Annotated in this window: 5 protein-coding genes; all 5 read right to left on the bottom strand. The window is 36.5% G+C overall.

The window, feature by feature from the left end; genetic code table 11:
* Positions 1-26 precede the first annotated feature (26 nt).
* Positions 27-2399 carry a TonB-dependent receptor domain-containing protein gene (locus OGZ34_RS10365; protein ID WP_263362962.1) on the bottom strand — a complete coding sequence of 791 codons (2373 nt, stop codon included), beginning with the start codon at positions 2397-2399 and terminating at the stop codon, positions 27-29.
* An 83-nt stretch (positions 2400-2482) separates the two neighbouring features.
* Positions 2483-4108, bottom strand: coding sequence for an MBL fold metallo-hydrolase (locus OGZ34_RS10360; RefSeq protein ID WP_173965021.1), 1626 nt, complete (start codon positions 4106-4108; stop codon positions 2483-2485).
* A 19-nt stretch (positions 4109-4127) separates the two neighbouring features.
* A complete protein-coding gene (locus OGZ34_RS10355; RefSeq protein WP_263362961.1) occupies positions 4128-10139 on the bottom strand; it encodes a non-ribosomal peptide synthetase in 6012 nt (2003 codons plus the stop codon).
* A 104-nt stretch (positions 10140-10243) separates the two neighbouring features.
* Positions 10244-13291 carry a type I polyketide synthase gene (locus tag OGZ34_RS10350; protein ID WP_263362960.1) on the bottom strand — a complete coding sequence of 1016 codons (3048 nt, stop codon included), beginning with the start codon at positions 13289-13291 and terminating at the stop codon, positions 10244-10246.
* A 20-nt stretch (positions 13292-13311) separates the two neighbouring features.
* Positions 13312-19881: a non-ribosomal peptide synthetase gene (locus OGZ34_RS10345; protein WP_263362959.1), complete on the bottom strand. Its 6570-nt coding sequence runs from the start codon at positions 19879-19881 to the stop codon at positions 13312-13314.
* Positions 19882-20001 lie beyond the last annotated feature (120 nt).

Raw genomic sequence — 20001 nt, 5'->3', positions numbered from 1 at the left:
CTTTTTTTTTAAATCCAACGTATTTGTTATTCTCTGTTACTTTGATGCTCTTTTCTGTTTTTACCCTTATTGAATTTATAATTAAAGCTAAGAGTCCATCGGGCTGCATTAAAATTGGTCATCTGGTGTACTACAAAATCAGTACCCACAGTGGTCTCTCTTATTTTTCGGGTATTAAAAATATTACTTGCAGCCAACGATAGTGTTCCGTTATTTTTGAATAATGATTTTCCTAACGCCACATTCAGATAATAGTAAGATTTAGTCTTGGTCTGGGCATCACTCACCGGTGCCTGATATTCAAATTTACTTTGAAACGTGAAGCTTTTAGGAAGCTTAAGCTGAGCTAATAAAGTTCCTTTCCAGGTCTCATTAGAAAAATCCAGATTAGTGGCGCCTACGCTTCCTTTCTGATTAAAGCTATAAGCATTAATCTCTGCATTAAGAGACAACCATTTTATCGGAGCATACTGAGCCGAGATTTCGATACCAAATCGGGTTTCATCATCAAGATTGATTAAAACGGTTTCAAAAATACCTTCATCATCTTGCGATGTAAAGTATTGAAAACTATTTTTTGTTTTCGAATAGTATATCGAAGGATTAAGGACTAATCCTTTTACTTTTCTTAAAATACTTAACTCTACACCATCAGTCAAAGAAGGCAACAGGTTAATGTTTCCAAAAATACGGGAGTTAAAATCCAGAAGTTCCGGAAAGGGATTTAGCTGGTCCAGGTTTGGCCTGTTGATTCGCTGACTGTAGTTTAATTGAGCCGTTGTTTTTTCGGTCAGTGCATAACTTAAATTTACAGATGGAAACAATCTTGTATACGTACTGTCGGTTAAAACGCCTCCTGTATTCTGGTCTTTAATTTCAATATGGGTATACTCTGTTCGCAATCCTAATAGATAACTGAATTTATTTATCTTATTGCCATATTGAACATATCCTCCTAAGATCTGTTCTTTGTAATCCAATCCATTGTTAAAACCGGCTATTGGCGTTACTGTTCCGTCAACATCTTCATCTGCTGCAAATTTTGTCGATACGACTCTGTTTTCAAGCTTAACTCCTGCTTCAAAATTGGCCGTCTTACCAAAAGGAGTTACATAATCCGATTGTAATACAATATCGTCACTTGTTCTTTTTGACTGTGTGTTTATAATAGACTGATCTCCCGTAGCAGGAACAAGGGTCCTTCTTTGGATGTCAAAATCTTTAGTACTATCCCAAAAATCATACTGGAAGTCTACTGTAAATTTTCTTTCCGGTTTTTTAAACGTTTTGGTATAATTGAACTCCAATTGATTGTAACTTCTATTTTCTCTGGAGTCTCCTATAGTCTGAATATAAGTGTCCTGCATATTCTCTCCGGATAAGTTGTAATTCAGGGTATTCTTATCGCGGTCTTTGGTGTCATTTCTATAAAAAGCAGAGGTAATACTATTGCTGTCATTTATAAAATAATCCATTCCTACATACATTAATGCTCCGTCATCATGTCTTTTCTGATCTTCCCTTTGACTGATATAAAGAGCATTTCCATTTGATGTACTTTGCTGATCTCTGGTATTTAGTCCTACATAATCCGTATAACGAATTCCAAAATTAGAAAACAAATTAAATTTTCCTTTTTTATAGTTCACTCCACCCATTAACCTGTAATCGTCGGGAATTCCCGTTACTAGAGTCATACTTCCACTAAGGTCTTCTTTGTTGTTCTTTTTCAGAACAATATTTATAATTCCCGCGGACCCGGCTGCATCATAACGTGATGACGGATTGGTAATTACTTCTACAGATTTTATCGATTCGGCAGGAATTTGTTCTAAACCCTGAAGTGAAGTCAGTCCCGATTTCCTTCCATTAATAAGAATGAGCACGTTACTATTACCTCTCAAACTTACACTACCGGAAGGATCAACCCTAACAGCGGGAACATTATCCAGCACCTGAGTTGCAGAACCTCCTTTGGAAATTAAATCTTTCCCAACATCAAAAACTTTTTTATCCAGTTTTAAAGATACTTGCGAAGTCTCTGCGGTAACCACAACTTCATTAAGAGAAGTTATATCCGATTTTAACTGAATGTTTCCAAGATTAATAGCCTTAGAGCTCTCTACAGTTAAAGATTTGACTTCATCCTTAAAACCTATAAATTGGAATCGAACGGTATATTTCCCTGCTTTTATACCTTCAATCTTAAACTCTCCTTTATCATTTGTAATTACAGTTTCGACAATGAGTGTGTCCTGCTTTAAAGCAACAGAAGCATAGGCTAATTTTTCGTTTGGATCTTCTGCTGAAAGTGTTCCTGATATTTGAGTCTGTGATTGGGCGGATAGGGTACACATACATAACAATACCAATGCATATATGAATGTTGATTTTACCATGATATCTTTAATTAATTATTTACAATGATTATTTCTTGACATTACTGTTTTTTATAAAAATGTCCGTATTACTTCCCTTTTGTTTAACTGAGGACAAGATCTCTTTTGTATTCGACAATTTTTTCTCCATAAAGTCTTTCCGGCTCTATGTTATTCGCCAAACAATATTCTAATAACTTATTTGACTCTACAATTGGAATAGATTCATCTGTGTATTTGATCGAACTTATGTATTTTAACCAAGGTTCCATTCCCATGGCGTATACGAAAACTTCACTAGGTTTGAATACATCTACCAGTGCTTTAGCCTGCTCAAAATTACATCCGGCCAATCGTCTGGATTCGTCTTTATCTCTGGCTAAGTTTTCCGGCATTAAAGGTCCGTATAACCAGGTAAGTGGTGCTCCTTCACATTCCATTCCTAAGAAAATAATGTCTATATTCCCCATTACTTTATGGATACGCTCGTATAATTTTGGAGAAACATTACAAGAATCTGCTGCAAACAGAACTTTTAATCCGTCTTGGTAAGCTACATGATGGCATAGTTTACTTCTTACATCCAAATCACAATGTTCTCCAACAAATGGTAATCCTGTAATCGAACAATCTTCAAAATGAATGGTTTCCATTTCTCCCAATTCTATGATGTTTTTGAATCCTATTCTTTCGAACATTAGTTTCAGGTTTGGATCCTGCAGAAAACCGCCATTGCTTTTTGGAACGATGATGTTTTTAATCTTACGTCTTAACCTCAACAAAGTCTCAAAAAGAATATGATCCTGATGATTATGCGTTACTAAAACGTAGTCTATCGATTCCGGTAAATCATCATAAGAATATCTTGATATATCCGACTCGTAACCGTAACTCACTAAAGGATCTGCCAATATGGTTGTGCTCTTGGTTTCGGTCAGGATACAGGCGTGTCCAAAATATCTTGTTAGTACACCGTCTCCCGCATATCTTTCATATTTTTTAGATTTTTCTGTGGTGAAGAACGATTTAAATAAAGGAATGTCTTCCGCTTCTACCTCAAATATTCTTGCGATTTCGCCAAATGTTTTAGGATGGTCTTCCATTTCAAACAGTTGGTCAATTTTCTCACTTTTAAAAGGTAAGTTTACACGCAGGATGCCCTCTCCCGGAAGTTTTGGTGTGCTCAGTACAAAAGATCTTGAATCGTCGTCATGCACTAAAAACAGGTTGAAACTTTGAAGTGACTCATTATAAAATTCTGTTTCATATAGTAAAGATTCAAAAAAACGAAAAGAAGGATTGTTATTGATGTCGTATACCAATTCAACAAGCCCTTGTAAGCTCTCCGGTACCTTATCGTATAGTGATGTCAGTGCATATCCTTTCGCTTCATTCTTAAGGATATCATTCAGAGCAAATATATCTTTTCGCAATTCTAAAAGAGGAGCACATTGCTCGTTGGTGTTATCGATAAGCCCTTTAATTTCATCTACCCTTTTTCCGTCATAATCGATAAAAGGACCGCCTAGCATTTTAGGTGTTTTTACGGCTGCGGCATGAATCATCGGATTCTGAACATACGACGTCATAATTTTCAAATGCCTGTCTTTAATATTCATTGCAGCAGTTGCAGGTGATACCAGGTGAGGCCAGGCATACCAATTGTCTACTAAAGGTTCTATTGCTAAATTACGTTTGATATAAACAAGATCTTCATTTCTAATTTCCATGATATTGTTATTTGTTGAATTAATTATGATTAAAATTTTGAATGGTTACTAAGGATTCTTCTAAAAGCGGATGCAAACAGGAACTAAGGAAAAAATCGAGATCAAACAGTTGTTCTGAAGTTTCTCTGTAGCTAACCGGATAGGTTAAGTCTAACAATAGTCCGTTTTCATAAAGCAAACACTTAAGGTCTAAACCGGTATTGAAATTATTCTTACTATAGGAAGTCGTGACTGCTGCTCCGGAAGTTGTATCTTCAACTCTTTTGCTCGCAAGTACCTGATAATTAAATGTCCCTCCTATCGCGGCTTCTATATCAATTGCTGCCATTTCTTTATAATCCTGTCTGATAATCTCGTAAGGAATGGTCTGATATAGACGCGATTGGATGTAATCAGTATATACCGCAAGGATAAAATCTTTGTTGGATTGATAAACAGAAGGGTTCAAAACTCCCAGAGGTAAAAAATTATTAAGAACTCCCAGAATCTGATCCACTTCAATTTCTTGCGAAACCTCTTCTCTTCCGTTGACGATCGTTAGCTGTAAATGCTTATCGCTTTTCTTTGCTTTACTTAACAATTTTTGATGTGCCGCAATAAATACTGCTGTTATGGGAAGACCTGCCTTATCTGCTTTTTGTTTTAGCTTTTGGAAATCCTCTCCTTTAATGGTCATTTTTTGCGTCACACATTCTATAAAATCGTTCTGAACCTCATTTTGTTTTGTAATGCTAAAACCATCCAAATAGTCTTTCCAGTATTGGCGTTGCTCCCTGGCTGTTTCTGATTTCAAAAATTGTTTCTGCCATGCTACAAATTCATAATTCGATTTGTATTTATTTTCTATCGTTTTATCAGCATAAAAACTTTGCAGATTTTGATGTACAATCGAGTTCGTGTACATATCTGTAACGGCGTGATGAATGCTTACAAAAAGATAGGCTTTATCAGCGGTATCGGCTATTACGAACAATCTTATAAGGCTACTGCTATCAAACAAGTCATACGGCTTTATAAAAAAAGCATCCAGTTCTGCTTCTGTTTTCTCTCTTTTGGTTTCATGGTAATCCTCAATGATTCTTACCTCCAAATTCACCTCCTGAGCGGTTACATATTTTTGAGAAATTAAAGCGTCGTTATCTTTTTTGAATTTGACATTTAAAAACGGGAAAAGCCCTAAAAATTCTCTGAACGTACCTTCAAACTTATCTTTAACAAAATCTGAAATAACGATCGGGCCAAACCTTCCATGTGATTGTGGGAATTGCAGAATCCTTTTCTGATTCTCTGATATATCCAGCCATTCCTTTTGAACCTGCAATTGTTCCGATGCTTCATTTTGAAAATCAGCTATTGGAGTTTTTTTCGGTTCTTTTTCGGATTGGATCAGGTCATCAATGGTTTGCTCCAGTTTTGTCTGATACGTTTTTACAAGACGTTTAATTGTTGCTTCTTTATAAACCTCAGAAGAATACCCTACAGTGATCATTAATTGTCCGGATGAAATGATTCCGTTGATGCTTAGTTTTGCATCGCTGCCATTTTTATCGCTGAAAGAGGCTCCGATTGATTCGGTTGAGAAATCAAAAAGGGAATTTTCATTCGTTCCTACTTTGTTTCCAAAATCTCCCAGATAATTAAATTCAATACACGTCTCTTTTTCCAGATTTGATTTTTCATCCAAAAAGTTAAGTATTCCATATCCGATTCCTTTTTGAGGTATAGCGTTCAGGTCTTTCTTAATTTTAAGAATGTTTTCTAAAGGATCTGATGATGATACTTCTAAAACAAAAGGAAAAACAGAGGTAAACCATCCAATAGTTCTGCTGATGTCCATGGCCGGTAAAATTTCCTCCCTACCATGGCCTTCCATTTTAAGAACGGTTCTTTTTACTTCAAGAACTTCTTCCAGTGCGAGTCCTAAACCGGTGATCAAAGCTTCATTGATTTCAATATTGTACTGTTTCGAAATCTGAGTCTGTAATTTATTGGTAAAGGCTTTATCCAATACAAAACTCTCTTTCTGATCGTGATAGTGCACGGCAGCCGTATATTCAAAATCGGTAGGCATTGGTGGGATATCTGTCAAACAAAGCTGTTCCCAGAATAACTTTTGCTTTGCTAATTCCGGGCCCGTAGCATATTGATGCAGTCCCTTCGCCCAATATTGATACGAATCTGTTTTTAATGGCAACTGATACAGTTCTCCTTTTGCATGGTGCGTGTATGCTTCAGATAAGTCCTGTAACAATATACGCCATGATACTCCGTCAATAATTAAATGATGAACAAATAAAGCCAGTCTGTCCCCCTCTTTTAGTTTAAAAACGACAGCTCTTATAAGTCTCTCCTTTTTTAAATTAAATCCGGACTGAACCTCTTCTCCTATTATCTTCATAGCAGGAAGTGCGTCAACCTCATCCCTTAAATCATATAGTTCAATATCAAAATTAAAGGCGGCACTGGTTAGATTCTGTTGTTTCCAGACTTCATTTTCTTTTTCAAAATGAATACGCAAGGCATCATGATGATTGATAACCTGTGTCAGTGCCTTTATTAGTGTTACCGAATTAATTCCATTTTTTGCTTTTAAAAGTACCGATTGATTGTAATGCTGTTTTTCTGTAATGGCAGGATTGGTAAAGAAATAATGTTGAATTGGTGTCAGTAAAATTTCGCCTGTAACTTCTGACTGGTCAATATTTCTCGTATTTAAAGTCATTAATTTCGCGAGATCTTCCAGTACCGGATTTCTAAGGATATGATCTACTTTGAGTACTAATCCTTTTTGCTTTAAACTTGCAATTAACATGACTGCTTTTATAGATTCTCCTCCTAAGCTGAAGAAGTTGTCTTTTGTACCGATGTTCTTTTTATCCAAAACCTGCTCACAAACCTGAACCAGAATCTTTTCTTCGGTTGTAGCTGGTGCTACATATTCAACTTCACTATACAACTCTACACCGGCCGTTTTTACGAGTGCTTTTTTATCCACTTTCCCATTTAGCGTCAGCGGTATTTTATCTAAAAAGATAAAACTGGTCGGAATCATATAATCCGGGAGAATTTCAGATAGAAAAGATCTTAGTTCTTCTATACTCAACGGAGCTGTCATAACAATGTAGGCCACAAGTTCTTTATTTCCCCTTTCGTCATTTTGTGCATTTACTACAGCTTCGTCTATTTTTTCATGCGAAAGTAATTGATGCTCAATAGCACTTAATTCTACACGATGTCCTCTTATTTTTACCTGCTCGTCGTTACGGCCGATATAAATGATATTTCCATCTTTAGTCCATTTTCCTAAATCTCCGGTCTTGTAAAGCCTGTCAGTTGCATGAAACGGACTTGGTATGAATTTACTTTGTGTCAGTTCTTTTCTGTTGAGATAACCTCTCCCAACCCCTGTTCCGCCAATACATATTTCCCCAACTACTCCTACAGGAACCAATCGATTATTTGTATCCAGAATATGAATTTTAGCATTTGATATCGGTTTTCCAATAGGGATGATATCATAATCCGGTTTACTGTTTTTTGGCATTTTAAATATGGTACCGCAAATACTAACTTCTGTAGGACCGTAGGCATTATAATAGGTACCAAAATCTAAGAACGATTTTATAATTTCATAATCAGGTGCTTCTCCTGCGGTGATCAGGTGCTCGACCTGCTGTAGCGCATCAATGTTCATTAAAGCCAGATAAGAAGGTGGTAATGTAACAATGCTGATTTTATTTTCTTTTATGTATTCGGTCAGCGTACTAACATCCTTGCGTGTCTCTTCACCCACTATATACAGGCTTCCACCCGATAACAGAATCATAAAGATTTCCCACACAGAGGCATCAAAAGAAAAAGGTGCAAACTGCAAGCCCCGGCTGTTTTCGTTTAAATTAAAATAATCAATTTGAGAAAGTATTGTATTTACAATCTGACCCTGTTCTATCATTACTCCTTTTGGAAGTCCGGTCGAACCGGAAGTAAAGATAATATAGGCAAGATCTGAAGGGGTTACTTCAATCGCTGCTGCTTCATCATCACCGGCATCAAAACCGGTATCTACTTTCATTACGTCACCCGTGTAAAAATCCAGGTCAGACAGGTATGAAGTAGTCGTAATCAATAACCTTAACTGTGTGTCTGAAATAATATGCTCTTTTATGTGAATTGGCATATCCGGTGCAATAGGAACGTAAGCACATCCTGATTTCATAATCCCAAACATAGAGATAACACTCCATTCGTCCCGGTTTAGTTGTATTCCGACCAGGCTCCCTTTTGTCAGCTGATATTTTTTCTGAATATAACGGGCAAAATTGGTTGCAATTTTATCCAGAGCCACGTATGTAAATTCCTTACCGGCAGCAACCAGGGCAATGGCATCCGGAGTTTGTTTTACCTGTTTCTCAAACAGGGATACCAAAGTCTCTTCAGGTGCATATTCCAGTGTAATATTGTTGAAATCAAATAGGAGTTGTTCTTTCTCTTTTTCAGACAAATACTCCAGTTCCTGAATTGCTGTTTCCGGATTTAAAACGATGGCCTCGGTCAGCTGCTTAAAATGTGTCAGCAGACCGCTCACATATTTCGGTTCAAAAACATCTGTATTGTATACTAAGTGACAGGATAAATAATCTCCCTCTTCAATAAAATTAATATCCAGATCCGTTAATGCTGAAGTCTTTCCTACTTCTCTAATGGATGTTATTTGTTTTTCATCCAAAATAACAGAACCATGGTCCAGTGCATTTTGCAATAAAATCATGACATCAAATAAAGGAGATCTTGATCTTTCCCTGTTATAGTTTATCAGTTTCACCAGGCGGTCGAACGGATAAAACTGACCGTCTAAAGCGTCAAGGGTATTTTCTTTTACACCATTAAAGAAGGCATTAAAAGTTTGCTCAGGGTCTATTGTATTGCGCAATGGTAATGAGTTGATATAACACCCTACCTGCCCTTTCAGATCGGCATGATCTCTTCCTGCTACGGCTGTACCAATAATAATGTCTTTACTGTTGGTGTATTTGTAAAGCAGTACATTCCATACGGCCAATAAGCCCATAAAAACACTTCCTCCGTTATCTGCACAAAGGGTTTTAAACGATGTGGTTGTTTCTTTGGAAAGGTAAGATTTAAGAGCAAATCCGTTTATGGTTCTTTCGGCCGGCCTTGTTTTATTGTTGGTAAAATTAAGTACGGGAATTTCTCCTGAAAACGTCTTTTTAAAATAGTCTTCCTGTTTCTTAAAAAGACCTTTCGCAAGCTGCCTGTTTTGCCAGGCCGCATAATCCTTATACTGAATATTTAGCTCCGGCAGCTGATGTGAAGTACCCGATTCCAGAGCGGAGTAAAAAGCAAAAATATCTTTGAATAAAACGTCCAGCGACCAGGAATCACTTATTACGTGATGAATATTGCAATACAAGATGAATTCACTGTCTCCTAATTGAAACAAATTAATTCTTAATAATGGCCCGTGCTCGATATTAAAAGGTTTTTCTTTATCATTTTTGGTGATCGTTTTTACTTGTTCTTCTTTAGTTTCCAGTGTCCTGAAATCCAAAAAGTCAATCTGAAAATCTATGGCTTCCTTTTCGAGAACATATTGCCTAATTCGCCCCTCTTCATCGATTCTGAATACGGTACGCAATGATTCATGTCGATCGATCGTATTGTACACTGCCTGTTTAAAATTACCGACGTTTATTTTTTGCTGCAAACGAACAGCATTAGGAACAGAATAGTTATACCCTTTGGTACCGGTATCGATCAATATGGAGGATAACATACGGAGCTGGCTGGAAGAAACTTCGTAACTTTCCCCGGCTTCTATTTTTGGAATCCTGCTTTCCTTATTCAGAAGTGTGTATTTACTCAGGTATGAAACAATTTCTTTTTTGTTGTTTCTTATTTTATTGATAAGCCCCTCATCAATCACATCATCTTTAAAACCAAGTTTAAGATCTTCGCCATCCAGAGAGAGTGTTATATTATTCTGATGTATTTCGTTTAATAAATCAACCATGACAGAGTGTTTTTTAGAAGCAAAAGCAGTTGCCTTCAAATCATTAATAAAAAGTAATGTGGTGTGGTTTTACGTTGAAAGCGAAACAAAAGACTTTATTCTTTTTAGATCGTGATTACGGTTTTACTCGTATTTTCTTCTTCCTGAACCGTAACAAATTTTAATGCCAAATCGATTTCGGCGGCAAGTCCTTTTATGGTAGACTTTTTATAAAAGTCTTTAATTTTGATGTCGATTTCAAATGTTCTCTGAATCAACTTCAGCATGGTAACTCCTTTTAGAGAATTTCCTCCCAAAGCAAAAAAGTCATCCAGAATTCCGATCTTATTGATACTGAAAAAGTCCTGCCAAATTTCTACCAGTTCTTTTTCTGTAGCTGTTGAAGGTTCTTTGTAGGGATTGTTCATTAATTCCCTGTCTGCGTCTTCTTCGTAGATTTCTTCGTCTTCTTTAAGCGTATCGCCCACATTATACTGAACAGTACCCATTGAAGTAACATCTAAATTATCGAGAGGATTAACACGTACCAAAAACTTAGTTTTGTGGAAAACATAAGCGGGAGCTGAAATTTTATTCGGTAAATGATCTCCATAATAGTTTTCCCAATTGACATCAATACCCTGAAACCAAAGCTCTCCCAATCGCTGTAGAAAAAACCTGGTGTCATTTATTTCCTGACTTGGGTGCCTCACCATATTTAGGGCAATATGCTCATGTATGTTTTCTTCACTATGCTGTTTGAAGACGCTGGTTAGTACATTTCCGGGTCCAATTTCTAAAAACACCATATTCTTAATCGCCAGTAATTGTTGTAATCCATTAGAAAACTGAACTGTATTTCGCAGGTGATTGACCCAGTAGGATACTGAAGTAGCCTCTTCATTCGTAAGTATTTCTCCTGTGTAATTGGACAATATTGGTATTTTTGGTTCTGATAAGGTTATATTGGAGAATACTTCTTTAAATTCTTCTAAAATAGAATCCATCAAAAAGGAGTGTCCTGCAAGCGATACTCTAATTCGGGAACAGGCAATATCTTTCTCTTCCAAAAGATCCTTAAGTTGGTCGATACCTTCAATGGTCCCGGACACTACGCAGGATTCCGGTGAGTTTATTACTGCAATACTTACCTGACTGTTTAAATAAGCTGTTAGTTTTTCTTTTGAAAGTCCTACACTAAGCATCCCGCCTTTTGGAGCTGCCGACATTAACTCTCCCCTTTTAATCAGTAGGGATAAAGCCGCTTCGAAAGTGAAAATTCCGCTTAAACAAGCCGCTACATATTCGCCTGTGCTATGGCCAATCAGGTAATCCGGATTGAGTCCTAATTGCATTAATGTTTTAGCGATTGCATATTCAAAAACAAACACTAAAGGCTGTGTATGCATGTTTTCGTTAATATCTAACGTTTGTTTTTTAGTATCACTTTCCGGAAATAATATAGCCGCGTAATCTTTTCCGGTTTCTTTTTCCAAAAAGGCAAAACCTTTGTCGATAAATTCTCTAAAGAACTGATTATCGCGATACAGGTCTTTCCCCATATTTAAATATTGAGATCCGGATCCTGAACACATAAAGGTTATTTTTTGAGCGTTCTTTAACTTTCCGGAGAATATGCCTTCCTGATCTTCGCTCTCCAATATTTTAATTGCATCGTCTTTGCTTTCACATACCAGAAATCTACTGTATTTAAAATGATCTCTTCCTGTTTGCAATGTGTAGGCTAAATCAGACAATTTACTATCCTCTTTTGTGGCCAAAAATGTCTTCAGATTTTCCTGAAACTTATCCAATGACCATTGCGATTTAGCGGAATAACGAAGTAAATAATACGGATTACTGGTTTCCGACACGGCTCTTTCGGGTGCTTCTTCCAGTACCACATGTACATTGTTCCCTCCAATGCCAAAAGCACTAACCCCTGCACGCAATGGACTTTCAGTTTTCCAGTCCGTTAGTTTTGTATTGACAAAAAATGGTCCTTTTTTAAAATTTATTTGTTGGTTTGGGGTCTCAAAATGCAATGATTCCGGTATGCTTTTCTGATGAATTGACATTGTGGCTTTAATTAAACCGGCAATTCCCGCAGCTGAATCCAAATGACCAATATTGGTTTTCACAGATCCAATGGCACAAGAATGATTGGTATCATAATTAAAAGCTTTGTTTAAGGCTTCTATTTCTATGGGATCTCCTAATTTGGTGGCGGTTCCGTGTGTCTCAATATATCCAATAGATTCCGGAGTTACGTCTGCCATTCGATGGGCTAAATTGATACATTCGTATTGTCCCTGAACACTGGGTGCAGTATAACCTACTTTTCGGTTTCCATCATTGTTAAGGGCTGTTGCGCGAATTACCGAGTAAATATTATCGCGGTCTTTTAAGGCATCTTCCAGTCTTTTTAGCACTACAATTCCAACACCTTCTCCATTTACAATTCCGGATGACGAATCATCAAATGCCCTGCAATGCCCATCTTTAGAATAGATCATTCCTTCCTCATAATTGTAACCCGTTTCTTTTCTGGTCAGTATTTTTACACCACCTGTAACAGCTATGGAGCATTCTTTTAATAATAAATTTCTACAAGCCAGGTGTACTGCAGCTAAAGAACTGGAGCAGGCAGTATCGACAATAAGACTTGGTCCCTTCAGATTAAGCTTGTAAGAAATTAAGGTATTGGCAAAACTCCTGTTTGCTAACTGATTGGCGTAAAAAGGATTAACTTTATTATTGTTCGATACTTTAGCATGTAATCTCCAGTTAAAATTATCATTTACAGCCGTATACAAACCTATTTTTCCTCCATAATCTGTAGTTTTGGTTCCGGAATCCTCAAGAGCCAGCCATATATGCTCATGAAGCAATCTGGTTTGCGGATCCATAATTTCAGCTTCATTTTTAGTGTAGCCAAAAAACTGATAATCAAAACATTCTGCATTATCAATTCTGGATGCGGCCCCCACAAAGTTTGTATCCTTTTCTTTGATATTAACCCCCAACTCTTTAAGTTCCTCATCAGAATAGAAATGTATCATCTCACGGCCTTCCTGCAGATTTTTCCAGAATTGCTCAATATTTTCCGACTTTGGAAATTTTCCGGACATCCCTATGATGGCAATGTCTTTTTTTATTGAAGTATTTTTCATGTTTAAAAAAGTATTTCTAATTACATTAAATCAATCATCTCATCTAAAACCGCCGACAAGTCGTCTTCCTCTTCTTCAGTTTCAATTTGAGGTGTTTTATGTGCTTTGATGTATTCATTAAGCTGATCTATATTGGTGTATTCAAAAAGCGTTACCACTGTTATTTCTATTCCGAATACCCTGCTTAGCTCCCCTGCAATGGTCATTAACCGTATAGAGGTCGCGCCTACGTCAAAAAAGTGATCAAATACGCCGATGCTGTCTTTGCTTCTTCCTAGCTGGAGTGCTAAAACCTGGGCTATATTTTCCTCATTTTCATCTCTCGGTGCCACATATTCTTCGCCAATTACGATGGTGGAAAGATCGATTGCATCTAAATCATTTTTATCAATTTTTCCATTAGAGGTTAGTTTAAACTGATCTACCTGAATGAAATAAGACGGTATCATGTAGTCCGGCAAATATTCTTTTAAGGAAGCTCTTAGTTTCGAAGATTTTTGCTTTTTTGAGGCGGTGATAAATGCCACTAAATCATTTTCACCTGTCGTATTCTTCCTAATTTGAACTACTGCATTTTCAATCCTTTCAAGATTCAGAATGGCATGTTCTATTTCTCCTAATTCTATTCGGTATCCTCTAATTTTTACCTGATCATCTTTTCTGCCGATAAATTCTATTTTACCGTCCGGTAATCGTTTTCCTAAATCACCGGTTTTATATAATTTTTCAGCAGTATTGTAAGGATTCGAAATAAACTTTTCATTGGTTAATATCGGATTGTTGAGGTATCCTCTTGATAATCCGGCTCCTCCAATATACAGTTCTCCTGTCATGCCTTTTGGAACCAGTTTGCCATTTGTATCCAAAATATAGACAAAGGCATTATCGACCGGGCTTCCAATTGGAGCAAAAACATTTTTACCCTCCTTTTTCAGCTGATACTGTAAACAGGTTACTGTCGCTTCTGTAGGACCATAATGATTAAAAACCTCGAAGTTGTTTTGGTTGGCATCTTCGATCTTTTCGCCTCCCGCGATCAACATTCTTAAAGTAGTATTGTTACATTTTCTAAACTCCTGCAACATTACTGTAGGAAGAACCAAGACCGATATGTTGTTGTTTATTAAATATTCGTTCAGTCGGGGAACATCTGTCAAACAATTTTCCGGGATGAAATTCAATGTGGCTCCGGATAAAAGCGCGGGATAGATTTCTTCTGCCGAAGCATCAAAAGCAAAATTCAGATACTTAGCCACATTATCTTCCGATGAAAACTGATACTTTTTTATGCTCCATCTGGCATAGTTGAGTATGGATTTGTGCTCAATCATTACCCCTTTCGGCGTGCCGGTGGTTCCGGAAGTATAAATTACATTGATAAGCTGTTCCGGATTAATTTTAGCCGTAAAGCTGTCCGTATTTAATTCCTGAATTTCTGTTAATACGTTATCTATGTTTATGACATTTTTTTCAGTAATAAAATCGTTAAATAAAGAAGATAGTTTCTCTCTTGTAACTATTATTTTCGCGTTGGTGTCATCGATGATAAAATCTATACGTTTTTTAGGATAGTTCGGATCAATTGGAACATAGGCTCCGCCTGCTTTTAAAATTCCGATCAACCCAATAATCATCTCAACAGAGCGGTCCATACAGATTGGTACGAGAGTATCTTTTTTCACACCATGATGAATCAGGTGTACCGCAAACTTTGTTGATTTTTTGTCCAGCTCGCTATAAGTCAAACGCTCGTTGTTTGCAATTACAGCGATGGCTTCGGGTCTCTCCTGAACCTGATTGTTAAACAAATCCATTACAGTTTCCCCAACCGGGTACTCCTCTTTAGTATTATTATACGCATACAGCAATTCGGTTTCTTCTTCTTTTGATAAGTAAGGAATAGAGGCTAATGCCAGTTTTGAAGACTTTAATATGTTTTTTACTAATTGTTTGTAATGGCCCATTAGCGCTGAAATCATGTCTTTGTCGTAAACATCATTGTTGAATGAAATTTCATAAGACAAATAGTTGCTAAACTCTTTGCAATTGATATCCAGATCAAATTTTGTTACGGTTTGTCCAAGGTCCAGGATACTATCAATGTTTGAGGCATTGATCTTCGCGTTGTCTTCTCTCGATTGCTGTGCGTTCTGTAAGATCAGCATAATATCAAATATGACACTTCTGCTAATGTTCTTCTTAATTTTCAAATCTTCTACCAAACGATCAAAAGGATAATTTTGATGCTCAAAAGCTAAGAGTGTTGTATCTGTCACTTCTTTATAAAATCGATCAAAACTACTATTAGGCTGAACCTGATTTCTTAATGCCAGCGTATTGACAAAAAAGCCAATCTGATCTGATAAATCTGCATGGTTTCTTCCGGCAATTGGTGTCCCTATTATGATATCATCAGTTGCTGTATAGTTGTACAGCATGATATTCCAGGTAGTCAATAAAAAGGTAAATAAACTTCCGCCATTGGTTTGCGTATAAGCTTTTATTTGAGAGAGTTCTTCTTCTCCCAGATGTGCCAATAACTTAGTACCGTTATAGCCCTTTTTGTTAGGTCTTACTTTTGAAGAAGGCAAGTTCAAAACAGGCAGGTCACCCTGAAGTTTGTTCAGCCAGAATGTTTTATCTTCATTGATTCCGGTATTCTCCAAAGCCTCTAATTGCCAATGGGCATAATCTTTATACTGAATTCTCAAAGCCGGTAAAACGTCATTACGCTGATTTTTGATACTTTCATAGTAAAACAAAAAGTCTTTTTTCAACACATTCATAGACCAGCCGTCACTGATAATATGATGCATATTAAAATACAATATATATTTTTCATCTTCAGTCTGAAGTACACTTACCCGTAATAATGGGCCTTTCTCCAGGTCATATATTTTAAAAGAATCCTGTTGTATATAAACTGCTGCTTCATCAGTGCTTAAAGTTTGAAAATCAACTTTAAAAGACAGCTCATCCGTAGTCAGAATGTGCTGTAATACTGCTCCATTATGATTAACTTTAAAAACGGTTCTTAATATTTCGTGTCGGTCTATTACTGAATTAACTGCTTTTTCTATGTCGGCTATATGATGTTTTCCTTCCAGTGTAACCTGTGCTGGCATATTATAAGCAACAGAGCCTTCAGGAAACTGGCTTAATAACCACAATCTTTTTTGGGCATCAGATACCGGATAGGCTTCACGTTCTGAAATTTTAGGAATACTCGAAAAAATGGCCGGCTGTGAGGCTTTAATTATTAGAGCTTGTGTTTCTATTGTTGGGTTTTTATACAATTGTCGAAGCCCTAACTTGACACTGAATACTTTATTAAATTCATTCACAAGCCTCATCAAATGAAGACTATGACCTCCTAATCTAAAGAAATTGTCACGTGTTCCGATAGTTTCAATTTCTAATATCTTCTTCCAGATTGCTTGTACTTTTTCTTCGGTTTCGTTCTGTGGTGCAACAAATACTTCTTCCGGTACTATCTCATCAGTGTTTAAAAGCTTTAATGCTTTTTTATCTAATTTTCCATTATTGGTGATTGGAATTTTTTCTATTTGCAACAGCTGTGCGGGAACCATGTATTCCGGAAGCTTATCCAGCAGCGCATTCTTTATCGCTGCCAATTCTTCTTTTTTGCGCGATACGATATAGGCAATTAGCTGTTTGTCACCTGCTTCTGTTTCATTCACCAATACCACCGCTTTTACGATATCTTCAAATTCCTGTAGCTGATTTTCGATTTCCCCCAATTCTATTCGGTATCCTCTAATCTTAACTTGTGCATCAGATCGCCCTATATATTCTATGGTTCCGTCTGCCAGCCATTTGGCTTTATCTCCCGTTTTGTACAGTCTTCCATTATAATAAGGGTTATCAATAAATTTATCTTTTGTGAGTTCAGGAAGATTTAAATAACCTCTCGATACCTGAATTCCCCCTATGCATAATTCTCCAATTACACCAATAGGGACTAATTTCATCTGCTCATCTACAATTACGATTTGTGTATTTGCTACAGGTTCTCCAATCAATACACGATCTGTATTTTTAAATCCTGAAGGAGCAATCCAGCTCGTCACATCAATTGCTGCTTCGGTTGGACCGTATAAATTACTTAGACACGTTTGAGGTAATTTCTTTTGAAATTCTATTACCTGGCTCGTTTTTAACGCTTCTCCACTACAAACTACATTTTTTAAAGCAACAGCGGAAGCTGATTCTGGATCTAATAAGAACATACTTAACATAGACGGCACAAAATGGATCATGCTTACATTATACTTATTAATTAATTTGATCAGGTAATCACTGTCTTTATGTCCTTCCGGTTTTGCTATTACCAGTTTACAGCCCACCTGCAAAGGCAATAATAATTCCCAGACAGAAACATCAAAACTGAAAGTCGTTTTTTGTATTAAAACATCTTCCTCGCTTAGTTTATAATAATCTCTTGCCCAAAACAATCGGTTTACAACTCCCAGATGTTCGTTCATAACCCCTTTTGGTACTCCGGTGGAACCTGAAGTATAAATAACATACGCTAAGTTTTCAGGAACTAGTTTAGTGCGGACATTCTCTCCGGAATATCCTGAGAATAACAATTCCCATTGCTCTAAATTTACTATTGATCTGTTTTCTGATTGTTCAATTAAAGGCTGAGTGACATTGTTAACCAGAAGAACCGGTGTATTTGTATCCTCCAAAATATAATCGATACGGCTTTTAGGGTACTCCGGATCAATCGGAACATAAGCTCCTCCTGCTTTTAGAATGGCCAGGATCCCTACTAACATTTCAAAAGAACGCTCGATGCAAATTCCTATCAGGGTATCTGGTTTTACGCCTTTTTCAATTAAATAATTGGCTAGTTGGTTCGACTTGAAATTCAGTTCTGCATAAGTCATTTCCTGATCTTCAAAAAGCAAAGCAATTGCATTTGGAGTTTTTTCAACTTGTTTTTCAAATACGTCAACCAGGGTAACATCTGTAGGATAGTCTACCACTGTATTATTAAAGTTCTCTAATAATACCGTTTGTTCCGGTGATGAAAGAATATCCAAAGAAGAAATAGTGCTTTGTCCTTCCAGCAATTGGTCTAACAATACTCTGATATGCGTACACATCATTTTGATATAGCTCTCGTCTATCAAATCGCCATTATATGAAAAGTGCAAACTCAGCGTTTCCTGCAACACCACATGAATGGTTAATAAATAATTGGTGTTTCCCAGAGAGGTTTGATCCTCAATGGTCAGTTCTTTACTTTCAGCACTGGATTGCTCTGCTACCGGAAAATTATTAAAAATCCATAAAGAATCGAATAACTCTTCTTTAATAGCATTCAATTCTTTGATCGTATTAATAGCAGTGTGCTGAAAATTTCTCATGACAACATTTTCCTGCTGTATTCTCTTGAAAAACGCACTAATATTTTCATTTTGATCGAACTTGCATCGCAAAGGAAGTGTATTGATAAATAGTCCTAATTTTTGATCATAATCCAAATCTGCCGGTCGGCCTGAAACAGTTACTCCTAAAATAATATCCTGAAGGTGTGTGTATTTTGATAAAAGAATTGCCCAGACACCCTGCATAACGGTATTGGTTGTTACCTGGAAGGATTTTGAAAAATCTACTATCTTTTCTGTATAGGCTTTATCAAAAACAAGCGTTTCTCTTTTATACTCTCCTTTTCCTTTATTTCGTTCTAATAATTCAGACGTAAACGGAATTAAGGAAGACTGTTCGTATCCGCTTAGATAATTTTTCCAAAAAGTTTTTTCTTTATAGGAATCAATTGATTTTAGATATTTGATGTGCTCTTCAAAAAGATCTTCCTTCTGCCTTGCCGGTGTAATACCATTTAAGATTTGGCTATAAAAAGTTAAAATCTCTTTGATTAAAATTTGGTTGGACCATCCGTCTAACAAAAGATGATGTCTGGTCCATATCATTTTATATTTAAATTCACCAAATTTCACCAAAGTAATACGCATCAAAGGAGGGTTTGTAAGGCAAAAAGCTTTCTTGGAATCCTTAATACGATACGCTTCAAATTTTTCATTTGCCTCTTCTTCCGACAATTGGCTGTAATCAAAATCTACAAAAGGAACCTCTACTTTTTTATTGACAAACTGAATCGGTATTTTTACTTTATCCGCTATGAAGCCTGTTCTTAGTATGGTATGATTTTCTATTGCCAGTTGCCAGGCTTTTTTAAAGATTTCTGTATCTACCTGTGAAGAAAACTCTACTGAGTTTTGCGAATGATTGGTCGAGTTATCTTCTTCCTCCATACTGGATAAGTATAAACTGTGAAAAAGAATTCCTTCCTGAGCCGGACAAAGTTCATAAATTGAAGATACGTTCGCTTTTTCAAGTCTAAAATTATTAGTTTTTAAAAAATCAAACAGCTCCTTTTTGTTCTCCTTTATAAAAGAAACAATATTGCCATGGTACTTAACTTTTTCCAGTTCGGAAGCCGTTAACTTTCCCTCTTTACCCATAAGCAGTAAATCACTGCCATTGATCTTAAGATGTAAATCGAGTTTTTTTAATTCCTGAATAAACTTTTCCATAATTTTAAAATATCTTTTCTGATCGTAGTGAAATCCACTTCTTACAATTAATGATCTACTATTTTGCTTTTGTTATAAAATTGCGATTTGAAGCACCGCTGCCATTTTTAAATGCAGCGG

It is taken from the genome of Flavobacterium collinsii (assembly GCF_946903285.1).
Taxonomy (GTDB): Bacteria; Bacteroidota; Bacteroidia; order Flavobacteriales; family Flavobacteriaceae; genus Flavobacterium; species Flavobacterium collinsii.
Note: the sequence above shows the minus strand (reverse complement) of the source record. Positions and strands in the feature narration are given on the sequence as shown.